Annotated in this window: 11 protein-coding genes; 7 read left to right on the forward strand and 4 right to left on the reverse strand. The window is 39.9% G+C overall.

Annotated features, from left to right (window positions below):
* The first annotated feature begins 631 nt into the window (after positions 1 to 631).
* From RMY64_RS26630 to RMY64_RS26655, 6 genes are all read left to right on the forward strand, one after another.
* Positions 632 to 1,018, forward strand: a complete 387-nt coding sequence (locus RMY64_RS26630; protein ID WP_322701579.1) for a hypothetical protein — start codon at positions 632 to 634, stop codon at positions 1,016 to 1,018.
* Positions 1,019 to 1,090: 72 nt separating this feature from the next.
* Entirely contained in the window at positions 1,091 to 1,522 is a 432-nt protein-coding gene (locus RMY64_RS26635; protein ID WP_322672114.1) for a bifunctional diaminohydroxyphosphoribosylaminopyrimidine deaminase/5-amino-6-(5-phosphoribosylamino)uracil reductase RibD, read from the forward strand.
* A 1,323-nt stretch (positions 1,523 to 2,845) separates the two neighbouring features.
* On the forward strand, positions 2,846 to 3,865 hold the full coding sequence (locus tag RMY64_RS26640; RefSeq protein WP_322672112.1) for an RpoD/SigA family RNA polymerase sigma factor: 1,020 nt from the start codon (positions 2,846 to 2,848) through the stop codon (positions 3,863 to 3,865).
* A gap of 115 nt (positions 3,866 to 3,980) precedes the next feature.
* Positions 3,981 to 4,475: an ureidoglycolate lyase gene (locus RMY64_RS26645; protein ID WP_322672111.1), complete on the forward strand. Its 495-nt coding sequence runs from the start codon at positions 3,981 to 3,983 to the stop codon at positions 4,473 to 4,475.
* A gap of 216 nt (positions 4,476 to 4,691) precedes the next feature.
* Positions 4,692 to 5,039 carry a translation initiation factor gene (locus RMY64_RS26650; protein WP_322672110.1) on the forward strand — a complete coding sequence of 116 codons (348 nt, stop codon included), beginning with the start codon at positions 4,692 to 4,694 and terminating at the stop codon, positions 5,037 to 5,039.
* 141 nt (positions 5,040 to 5,180) lie between these two features.
* Positions 5,181 to 5,339, forward strand: a complete 159-nt coding sequence (locus RMY64_RS26655; protein WP_322672109.1) for a YqaE/Pmp3 family membrane protein — start codon at positions 5,181 to 5,183, stop codon at positions 5,337 to 5,339.
* Between the two features lie 420 nt (positions 5,340 to 5,759).
* Here RMY64_RS26655 and RMY64_RS26660 read toward each other — a convergent pair whose 3' ends face one another.
* From RMY64_RS26660 to lpdA, 4 genes are all read right to left on the reverse strand, one after another.
* Positions 5,760 to 6,428: a carbonic anhydrase gene (locus tag RMY64_RS26660; RefSeq protein WP_322672108.1), complete on the reverse strand. Its 669-nt coding sequence runs from the start codon at positions 6,426 to 6,428 to the stop codon at positions 5,760 to 5,762.
* 117 nt (positions 6,429 to 6,545) lie between these two features.
* The gene (locus tag RMY64_RS26665) at positions 6,546 to 6,797 is read right to left on the reverse strand and encodes a DUF5340 domain-containing protein (RefSeq protein ID WP_069072137.1); all 252 of its coding nucleotides are present in this window, start codon (positions 6,795 to 6,797) and stop codon (positions 6,546 to 6,548) included.
* 240 nt (positions 6,798 to 7,037) lie between these two features.
* Positions 7,038 to 7,928, reverse strand: coding sequence for an indole-3-glycerol phosphate synthase TrpC (gene trpC / locus RMY64_RS26670; protein ID WP_322701580.1), 891 nt, complete (start codon positions 7,926 to 7,928; stop codon positions 7,038 to 7,040).
* Between the two features lie 111 nt (positions 7,929 to 8,039).
* Positions 8,040 to 9,464, reverse strand: coding sequence for a dihydrolipoyl dehydrogenase (gene lpdA, locus RMY64_RS26675; RefSeq protein ID WP_322683857.1), 1,425 nt, complete (start codon positions 9,462 to 9,464; stop codon positions 8,040 to 8,042).
* A 429-nt stretch (positions 9,465 to 9,893) separates the two neighbouring features.
* Between lpdA and RMY64_RS26680 the strand changes: the two genes are divergently transcribed.
* Positions 9,894 to 11,669, forward strand: coding sequence for an SWIM zinc finger family protein (locus RMY64_RS26680; RefSeq protein WP_322701583.1), 1,776 nt, complete (start codon positions 9,894 to 9,896; stop codon positions 11,667 to 11,669).
* The last annotated feature ends 226 nt before the right edge of the window (positions 11,670 to 11,895 follow it).

Below are 11,895 nucleotides of genomic sequence, written 5' to 3' on the forward strand. Positions count from 1 at the left end.
TGCCATTCTATAAACAATGGAAGCACTTCAGAGATAGACTTTGGACAGTGAAAACACATACTTATAAAGACTGGATGAATCTTTACATAAGCTAGTTCAAAACTTTAATTAACAATTAATTCTTGCTCTAAATAATAGTCAATTTTGGGAATAATACAGGACTAGCAATCATAAAATTGCATGATTTGAGTCTTGAACCTATAAAGGTTCGCAATCAGTTTAATTTGCCTTTATGTAAAAACACATTACATTTTTTAATATAAATGTACCTGTATGGTAACACGCATGAAATATAGACGGCTAGTAAGTAAATTGGCTTCAGCTTAGATTTAACGTAGCCTAGCAAAGGAGTATCAAATAACAGCGTGGTTAGAGCAAAAAATTAGTTTACATCAGACTAGTACAAAATAGCAAAAATCCAGCTACTATCTCAATTAAGCAGACAAATAGCTCAAACAACTTGTTCAACGTAGGCAAACTTCCGTCAGATTTTACTATATTTTTAATAAAATTTCCCTATATTTATTATTACCTGTGTTAATCTAAGGTACTCAAGCTAGGCTGCTATTTCTTGGTTTTTGTATCTAGGCAATTGTAATTATTAAACTGACATTAAATATTGAGAGATTGAATGATGAAATCCTCTTATATTATCTTAGCCGTTGTGATTAGCGCACTCACTTTCAGTCAGAGTGCCTATGCTAATCAAGAAAATGTTTCCATAACAATAGGCGATCGCGATCGCGCTGGAGTTTTATTGACAGAACCAGCTACGATTAATACTACATGGAGTAATTTTCTCGGACAGACTAATAATTCAAAACAAACTGCTGAATCAATTTCGCTAATGCAGGAGCGAGGATGCCAAAAAATTAACCCGCTTGAGTTCATCAATAACCCAAGCGCTTTTTTTAAGCAATGTCAGGAGCCAATCAAGACTCCAAGTACTGAACCAATTGAATATCTCAAGGTTCCGAAACTGGATTCTGGTATTAGTGTGACAGTTACTAAATTTTGATATGGGAACTTTTTTAACAAAAAATAGCTAATTCTTGGTTATGTGATTTATCTAGATAATTTAAGCTCAAATATGGATGAAATATTTATGCTGGCTGCTTTAGCTCAAAGTAGAAAAGCTTTGCCGGAATGTTTGCCGAACCCACCAGTAGGCTGTGCCATCGTAGATGGCCAAGAGATCGTAGCTCAAGGATACACGCAAGCACCAGGAAAACACCATGCTGAAGCTGACGCACTTAAACAGATTCAAGGCAAAGCTTTCAACTCGTTGAAAATGTATGTAACTCTTGAACCTTGTTCTTTTCATGGACGCACACCTGCATGTGCTTTAGCGATCGCTAAAGATTGTCGGATACATGAAATATATGTATCTATACTCGATCCAGACCACCGCAATAATGGTAAAGGATTAGATATTCTCAGAATTGCAGGAAAAATAGTTAATGTTGGGTTATGTGCCAATGAGGTGAATGCTTTTCTTAGCCAATATCTACTAAAGTCATAGTTGAAGAGTTAAATTAAAACTTTAATATCATACCATTTTCCTAAAAATATTTGCAATCAGCCAACCATCTTTGTAAATACATAACTGTGCTTTTGTGCAACTAAAAGTTGAAACTAGTAAGCGAGAAAGCTGTAAGATATTCCTTCATTAGGAGTTTTAGACTATTTCCGACTTCTCCAAAAAGTGGGAATGTTGTTGTTTAAGCTATGCTGCATAACAATCAACTAGATACCCTTACACAAAAATCTTTTCGCTTCAAGAGGATATTAGTTAGGGCGATCGCGGGTGTTACTGTCTTGCCAAGTATCATCCTTGATGTTAGTGTTACCACTGTTAGCACTTTTAGTCCATAAAATTTCTCTAGAAGTAATCAAGTTGATTATACCGCATCCAGTACAGATGTCTGCGTTAAATTATAACATAAGTGCAATTGTCACAGATATCTGCGTCTTCTCGATCGTCCTAAATCCCAGGAAAGAGATATGAGTAAGAATGAATGTACAGATGTAGCAGTGCTAGTCTGTGCAAGTGTTCTGGATACCGCATAATTAATTTCACCAGATGCCTCATTACTAAAGTATTTGACCAGATTCTTAAAGAAAGCGGTTATTAAAGAGGGAAGCAGGAGAAGTTCTTTCATGTTTAGCGATCGCCCACTATATATCTGGCTTGATATGCTTAGATTGTATTACAAAAAAAACGAGTTAAGAAATGGATATTTTATACTTAATAAATTTTTATTTAATGAGATTACATTGATTTATAAGTAGACTATGAAAAATTAAAGAAATAAAGTTTTTGTGATATTTTAAAAGTTGGTATTAATAATTTATCTCTTAGAAAATAGAATCGTGGCTCAGGATTTTTTACTTTTACAGTAAACGCATTGGATAACTAGACTAAATTTAATTATTAATTGTATTTTAAAATATGCAAAAATCAATGATAGAAGAATGTAATCACTTCAAAGGATATGCTAATGATACTTTAGGTATTTGATTTGCGATCGGTGATGATGTTATTATTAAGGGGTAGGTTGATTTTGGGTTTATTATCTCCAACAATTAACTTGTAATGTATCATAGACCAGAATTCATCAGTGTTGCAAATTGATTAGACCTTTTGCATAAATTACAAACTAACAAACCCACCTCGCCAAAGCGTAGCTTTGTCTACCTTCCCCAAAAGTGGGAAGGAAATTAAAGGATGGGGTGTTAAGTACTTTTGCAAGATATCTATGATTAGCAGTGTGAAATGGCTGTGGGTCTGAATATCTAGACTTGATACCAATAAATTGATGAGGTTACAGAGGAGCAAATAACCATGAGCAACTTAACATCTCCACATACCGAAGTTCAAAAAACGAAGAAAAAAAGTTTAACCGCAGATAAAAAGCCTCGATCTACAGATGATATTGTGCGTAGTTATCTGCAAGAGATCGGGCGTGTAGATTTGTTGACTCGCGAACAAGAGGTTATTTTTGCCCAACAAGTGCAGCAGATGATGAATTTATTAGCTGCTAAGGAAGAATTGGCTGTCAAATTAAACCACGAACCCACGCTACAAGAATGGGCAGATCGGGTGGAGTTAAGTGTGGAGGTGCTAGAGCAACAGCTAAATTTAGGACACCAGGCCAAGCAGAAAATGATTCAGGCTAATCTCCGGTTAGTGGTAGCTGTGGCAAAGAAATACCAGCACCGTAATCTGGAATTTATGGATTTAATTCAAGAAGGTACTTTAGGTTTAGAGCGAGGGGTAGATAAATTCGATCCCGCCCTTGGTTATAAGTTTTCTACCTACGCTTACTGGTGGATTCGTCAAGGAATTACACGGGCGATCGCTCAACAAGGACGTACAATTCGTTTACCTATCCACGTCTTTGAGAAACTGAACAAAATTAAACGGGTACAGCGAGAATTATCTCAACACTTAGGTCGCGTTCCTACTACTGCTGAAATTGCCACTGCCTTATCTTTGACACCTAGCCAAGTTCGAGAGTGTTTGTACTTAGCTCGTCAACCCTTCTCTTTAGAGGCGCGAGTTGGCGAACAACAAGATACAGAATTGCAAGACATACTGGAGGATGATGGCCCTTCTCCCGAAGATTATGCCGTTGAAGAATCTCTCCACCAAGACTTACAAGACTTATTGGCAAAGCTGTCTCCCCAGCAGCGAGAAATATTAACCCTGCGCTTTGGTCTAACGGATGGGTATGAACTTTCTTTAGCACAGATTGGCGATCGCATGGGTATTAGTCGAGAACGGGTGCGTCAAATAGAACAAAAAGCTCTTAGTCTCCTCCGGCGCCAAAAAGAACAAGTACGTAGTTATCTAGCTAGCTGAGGTTATTTTTTCAGAGTTTAGGGCATTTAAACTCAGGAAGTCACCATCATAACTATGTAAAATTCAGTCATTATGGGCGAAAATAAACTTAGATAATCTCTCTTAATGATTTGATATGAGCACATCAAAGACAGTGCAACAGTTGCAAGTGCAATGGGTGACTCCTGAAAACTTTCGGCGTTATGGACAGGTTATTTTTGCAAGTCTTGATGGCAAAACTTACGATGGGGAAGATGCCCAGTTAAACCTGCAAAACGGGATTCCACGATTTTATCTTATGCGGTTGGAGAAAATAGGACGAAAGTTCCACAAAATTACTCGCCATATGCAATGCACTCAATGTCTGGGTTCTTTGGAAGGGAAGGATTGGTTAATTGCAGTTTGTCCTCCTCATAATGATGTGAGTGAACCAACATTAGAAGAAATTGCTGCTTTCCGCATTCCGGGGAATTGTTTTATCAAGCTACATGAGGGTACTTGGCACGCTGGCCCTCATTTTGACCATGAAGCTGTGGATTTTTATAATTTGGAACTGGCTGATACAAATATGGTGGATCATTTCACCCATGATTTTCTCAAGAGTCATCAATTAGAGTTTGAGATGGTTTAAGTAAAATTAGGTTGAATTATAGATATATACAAGCCATTTTCTGGAATCAGTTTAACCATTTCAATCTACTTTCTACTGAAGGAAAGATTAATTCAAGTATTACGTCAATTTGGTTATGATGTATGGAAGTGTAATGTTAGCCTATAAATTGTATCCCAGTAGAATAGTTGCGTAGAACTTTCCACTGCTTTTGAAATTTTTCTTAAACATTCATTTATGTCTTCTTCCAATTCTCAATCTTCTGACAAAAGCTTTGTCTACCGTGAATTTGGCAACGACAACTCCGCCGCCACAGAAAGACCAATTCCAGAACTACCCCCACAACAACAAAACTTGAAAGTACAAGCTTCCCGCAAAGGACGCAAAGGCAAAACCGTCACAGTCGTTAGCGGTTTTCAAGCCAAACCGGAAACCTTAGCAGATTTGGTGAAGCAGTTAAAAACCCAGTGTGGGACAGGCGGGACACTTAAAGATAACGAAATTGAAATTCAGGGCGAACACAAACAGAAAATTCTTGAGATTTTGACCAAGCTAGGTTACAAAGTCAAAATTAGCGGTGGCTAATCTTGAGTGCGGTTTACCGTATATAAACCGCGATCTAGATGAAGAGAGGAAATGTTATCTTTGAAATGTACAAATATACTTGAACAGTGGTGAATCAGTTTGCCAACAAGCTGTCTTTTCTGAGATAAACAGGAGGTTTAAATGGATTTAGTTCGGATTCTGTGTGCCATTTTCGTGCCACCTTTGGGAGTTTTTTTACAAGTAGGTTTTGGTATAGACTTTTGGATTAATATACTTTTGACGCTTTTTGGTTACATTCCTGGAATTATTCATGCAGTGTGGATAATTGCGAAGAAATAATTTTTTGTCGGAGTAGGTTAAGCGTATCCATATCGGTGTTACTAATTCTAATAGAGGCAATTCATGAATTGCCTCTATAAAAAATATTAGTAAATTTACTGTTATATATTCATTCGTAATATCAGGTTTACTTAATACTTATAATGTTTGTAGGTTCTCTTGAAAGAGAAAAGTCAATATTTGATGCTTGTTTATGTTCAGTTTCACTGACATTTAATCCAACTTATATTGCTAGATTTTATTATCAGTAATCACCCGATCTTGACATTACTTTAATAAACAAAAAACTCTAAAAATACTATTTTATTTTTTAAATACACGTAAGCACTGCCCAATAAAACTCGATATCTAAATAAGATTTGTAAAAACACGATTTATCAACTCTATAATGCACGCTTCGGTGTGGTTGAAAATACCGAATTAACTCTCATGTGTTAACATGGCATAGAGTCTAAACTCTAAAAGCAAGGGGCAAATGTGCAATTGCCATTGCACAGTTGAAACGTTTAAATCTTTGATTAACCCAGTGTGTATATCTAGTACCCAGCCATGAACCATAGGCGCTTTTCGCTCATGGAGTACCTGACGCATGATGGAAGTTTGATAAATATTTTTCACTTGCGCCACAACATTGATTTCTGCCAAGCGATTCAAACGTTCTTCTCTTGTTGGCAAAGCATCAATTTCTTCTTGTTTCTGTAGATACAGTTCCCGAATTGGATTTACCCAGTTATCAAGAATTCCAATCGTTCGCCCTTCTAAAGCTGCCTTAATTCCTCCGCAATCGTAGTGACCACAAACGATAATGTGTTCCACTTTTAGGTGTAAAATTGCGTATTCTAAAACGGCTAAAAAGTTTATATCCGTTAGAGAAACTTGATTGGCAATATTACGATGTACAAATAACTCTCCTGGTTCTGTACGGGTAAATTTTGTTAACGCCAGACGACTATCAGAACACCCAATGTATAGAAAAGGTGGTGTTTGTCCGTTAGATAATTCTTGAAAGTAAGTTGGATCTAGAGCTAACTTTTCGGCAACCCAAGCCTGATTATTTCTGAGGAGTTCATCAATGCTGTTGTATTTCATCTTTCGTCAAATTCGAGAGAGAATCTCATCAATATTTTATTTTAACCGATCTACAGTTTTGTCTAAATCAAGATGAACTTTCTCTGAACTAAAATCTTATAAAGATGACAATCTTTTTCAATCGGGGGCAACAACTTTGCTATCGTTATGATGGTTGATTGACCAACGGTGATCGATAGTTACAGAGGAAAACTCGCAAATTTCTTCTAGTCGCTTTTGCTGTACAGCAGCTTTACGGAGAGTAATAATTAGCTGATTCACCTGATGCCGTAAATCTGGGTTATCATTTACTGCTAACATAGTTTGTCTTTCTAAGAGTTGAAGTATAAGTTCGTAGTGAATAGGCGAAGGTAGAGGAATTTGCTCCATGAAGTTAACTTTTGATTTCATATTTGGGATTTTGTATGAGTTACAGTTTATTTCTTGTTAATAAATTGTTACATAATAAATAACTAGTTGCTTATGGCTTTGGTTTGATTAGCAATGAAGATTTGGCAAAGATATTGATGATATTTGATAGCAAAGTGCTGCGTGTATACGCATAGTATGCCCAATTGCTCAACTATTATGTGCAGCCCTGCGCCTTTTAGGGCAGGTGGGGTGTTTATTTTAAAAATTCCTCGGTAATATACGAGCGCTCGCAGCACCGGGATCTGATTGTTTTACCAAAGATTCTCCAATGAGTACAGCAGATGCACCTGCTGTCAGCACTAAACTCAAATCTTCTGGGTTGTGTAGTCCTGACTCGCTGACAACAAGGATATTTTTCTCTTGCAATTGTCTACCTCTTGCAGCCAAAAGTTGGCAAGTAGTTTGCAGATCGACAGAGAAATCTTCCAAATTGCGATTATTGATTCCTACTAAGGAGACTCCATCTAAGGCTAACACACGGTCAAGTTCTGCCAAGCTATGGACTTCAATCAAAACTGCCATTTTCAGGTTATTAGCAATTTTCAGGAAGTATTGCAAATCTCGATCGCTCAGGATAGCTGCAATCAACAAAATAGCATCTGCACCCTGAACCCGCGCTAAGTACATCTGGTAAGGATAGATGACAAACTCTTTACACAGTAGGGGCAAATCTACGGCAGCCCGGACTTTGGCTAAATTGTCAAAACTACCTTGAAAGAACTTGACATCTGTCAGCACAGAAAGACAACTAGCACCTCCTTGCTGATAAGACAGGGCGATCGCTACTGGGTCAAAATCTGCTCGTAAAACGCCTTTACTAGGTGAAGCTTTTTTCACTTCGGCAATCAATGCTGGCTTTGTCTTACCTTGACGCAAAGCAGCAACAAAATCACGGGTTGGTGGCGCAGAGAGTGCTTGATGTTGCAATTCCCGTAAAGGCAGCCTTTCACGCATTTGGTCAACTTCTACTTCTTTATGCCAGACAATTTCTTCCAAAATATTGTTTGGCGCTGCATCAGGTACGGCAGCCTGATAACGTAACATGGACACGGAGATAGCTGGGTTAGGTGAACGGCGACGGATTTGCATAATTAGTCACTAGTCATTAGTCATTGGTCATTTGTCATTAGTCATTGGTCATTTGTCATTGGTCATTTGTCCTTGTTTATTGACAAAGGACAAATGACAGAGGACAAATGACTAAATGGCTCGTTTATAAGCTTCGTCCAGGACTTCTGAGAGTGTCGGGTGGGCGTGAACTAGATGTGCGAGACTTTGCACAGATTGACGGTTGGCGATCGCAGCTGAGGCTTCATGAATTAAGTCTGAGGCGTGCAGTCCGAAAATGTGGACGCCCAAGACTTCTCCGGTGTCTTTGCGATATATCACCTTGGCAATACCGTCAGCTTCATTTTCTGCCAACGCTTTGGAATTTCCTTTGAAGTAACTCCTACTGGTGGCAATTTCAAACCCTTCAGCTTGTCCTAACTCCTTAGCTGCTGTTTCAGTTAAGCCTACATAGCTGACCTCTGGGTGGGTAAACGCTGCTGCGGGGATGCTGCGATAGTCTACTATTCTTTCCCTCCCAACTATATTTTCTACGGCGATGATGCCTTGAGCAGAAGCCGCATGTGCTAACATCATCTTCCCATTAGCATCGCCAATTGCCCACAAATGCGGTACGACTTCACCTGCTGATAATACTGCCATGCGATCGTCTACTGGAATAAAATTCCGCCGATCGAGTTCCACACCCACAGACTCTAAACCAAGATTTTTGGTCGCTGGGATGCGTCCCGTAGCCACCAAACAAGCATCTACCTCAATGACATCTATATCTTCCTTGGTTTTGAAATCTGCTAACTCAATTACCACAGGTGAACCGGGAATGACTTTTTTGGCGTATATCCCGACTTTTGTTTCAATATCGCGGGGAGTAATTAGCACCCGTTCGGCAAGTTTGGCAATATCGCGGTCAAATCCTGGCATTAACTGATCTAGGGCTTCAATCAAAGTGATTTCACAACCCAAAGCTGAGTAAATATCAGAAAATTCTAAGCCGATGTAACCACTACCAATAATTGCTACCCACTCTGGTAGCGATTCCAATTTCACACCTTGGTCGCTGGTAAAGACAGTTTTACCGTCTACTTCAATCCCTGGAGGCACAAAAGGAATTGAACCTGGCGAAAGGATAATGTCTTTGGCTGTAATGGTTTTTTCACCGCCGTCTCCAGTAATAGAGATTTTTTGCGCGCCAGCGATTTTTCCCCAGCCTCTAATGATATCGACCCCTAGACGCTTGAGACTGTTGGTTAAGTCGCCTTGAAGTTTCGAGACAAGATTGGTAGCATGATTGGCGATCGCTTGGCGATCGAATTCTACGCTACCAATTTGAATTCCCAGTGACTTGAGGTGGTGGGCATTGCGTAACTCCCGCACGCGTCCAGATGCTGCCAGCAGCGCTTTAGAAGGAATACAGCCCCGATTAATACAGGTTCCTCCCATATCAGCAGCTTCAATAATTGCTGTTTTCAAACCACAACTTACGGCGTGTAAGGCTGCGCCATGTCCGCCTACACCAGCGCCGATAATTACTAAATCGTAATCATATCCTTGACTCACGTTAGTTTCCCCGTCTGCTTCGCCTATTTATTCTCAACTTGACCGACAATCAGCGCAACCCTTTTAACAGTTATCAGTTATCAGTTTTATCGCTGAACTCTAAATCCCTTACCTTACATTACCCTGACTGTTTACTGTTAGACTGTTCACTGATTTCAGGTTCGGGTATTGCTAACTCAAATTATGATTCACTCACTTCTGGCGAAAATATGGATATTTTCATTATATGGGTTGGTTTTCCCAGAAAAGCGACAAGAAATTAAGTGAGTATTTGCAGGGCAATGAAACTGATTTCCAGTTCTGAGCTAGTTAATGAATAGAAATTGCAGTCTCATTCAGAATCTCCACACCTTTTTCTTTACAGCGCGTTAGCGTAACACTAAGCTGGACTTAGGATTGATCCAGAAGATTTACGCAGGCGATCGCTCGATGTCTATTCCCCAAATTAGTGAATTTACTATCCGCCGTCATGCCAACGCCAAATCTTTCCAGCGAGGCGAGGCATATTATAATGCTGGTGCTGTTAATGCCGTTATCCAACGTGGTCATCTGCTTCAGGCAGATGTTCTAGGCACCGAAGCTAAACCTTATCATGTCAGCCTGAATTTCGATAGTAGTGGGTTAACCTCAGTAAAATGCACCTGTGCCTACAACTATGAAGGTTGGTGCAAACACATTGTAGCGACGATGCTCGTTTGTGCGCGTAACTCAGAAAATATTGAGCAGCGCCCCACCCTGGAAGAACTACTAAATCGCCTGAATTATATCGAAACTCAAAGGCTACTGCAAGAGTTGGTAGCGGAATACCCCCCCCTAATTGAGGCGATTGACCGTCATGTAAGTTGGATGACGAATCCTGCTGACAATCAAACAACCATAAAATTCGTGCGCCGCAATACTCTCGATCCGGCTCCCTTTCGGCGGCAAGTGCGGCAGATTCTCAAGGATACCGTGCGCTACTTTGAGGAAGGATACGAAGATGACCCGATTGGCGAAGATTTGCTGAGTGTAGTGCAAACTGCGGTAGATTTTAGCGAACGGGGAGAAGGTGAAAATGCGATCGCTATTTTGGAGGCGATTACCTCTACCTGTGCGGAAAATTGGGATGATGTTGCCGAATACGGCGCTGAAAATGACGAAGTTGTCGGCGAATTAAATAATGCTTGGTGTGAAGCAATTCTAATCGCCGAACTTACTCCAGAAGAAAAAGTTGATATTCAAATAAATTTGGAAGCTTGGCAAGATGAGTGGAATGCTGATTTTGGTCTAGTTATGGAGGCTTTACGCCAAGGTTGGGATTATCCGCCACTGGTACAAGTTCTCCAAGGTAACATTACTGAAAGGGGAGCATGGGAAGAAGACGTACCAGATTATGCTGATGATTTGGCATTAATTCGCCTGAAAATTCTCGAACGTCAAGAACGTTATCAAGAATACCTGTATTTAGCAGAAGCGGAAGGGCAAACCCAGCAATATCTGACAATGTTGGGGCGTTTAGGCAGGGTGGAAGAAGCAATTGATGCTGCTCAAACCCAGATGAACTCAATGGAAGAAGCCTTTGCCCTAGCCAAAACACTCAGCGTTCAGGGGGCGTTACAGCAAGCACTAGATATAGCTGAGAGTGGATTAAATTTACCGGGTAATTGTCAGTATGAATTGGGAATTTGGACAAGTGATTTAGCTATTAAATTAGGTAATAGTGAAGCTGCTTTATCAGCAATCAAGGCGGCTTTTCAAATGAAGCCCTGCTTTGTGGATTACCAAAAGATGGCAGAATTGGCTGGGGAAAACTGGGAAAGTGTCAAAACAGACCTGCTGAGAATTGTCCGTACTTATAATGGTTGGGGAACAGAATCAGCCAAGGTGGATATATTCTTGTATGAAGGGCTAATTGATGATGCAATTGCGATCGCTAGCGAACTAAGTTCCGATCGTTCAGAGTTAATTCACCGAGTCATGGATGCTGCTATTCCTCATAATCCTGGTTGGGTAATTGCTAATGCTCGTCGCCGTGCCGAAAAAATTATGGATGCAGGTAAAGCCGAATACTATTATTACGCGGTTGAATGGTTGAAAAAGGCGCGTAATGCCTACCTGAAATCTGGGAAGAAAGCTGACTGGTTAAGCTATCGGGAAAACTTGATGCAAACTCACGCTCGTAAACGTAAATTGATGGGAATGTTTAAGGAAAGTGGTATGGAGTAGAGCTCTTGCAAAAAGCACTTTTGCACTCTTGGGGGTAAAGGGGAAAGGATGGAATTTTCCCTTACCCTTTAACCTTTCACCTTTCCCCAACTTCAAGGCAAAAGTTACTTTTGCAAGACGTCTACTGATTGCAGCACACTCTCATCAGAAATTTGGTATCAGATTTAAACTGTGGCGTTGCATAAATGCGGGATGAATCATGGAAACACGGGTATTTCTCTATACT

Source organism: Nostoc sp. DedQUE08 (assembly GCF_034530895.1).
Taxonomy (GTDB): Bacteria; Cyanobacteriota; Cyanobacteriia; order Cyanobacteriales; family Nostocaceae; genus Nostoc.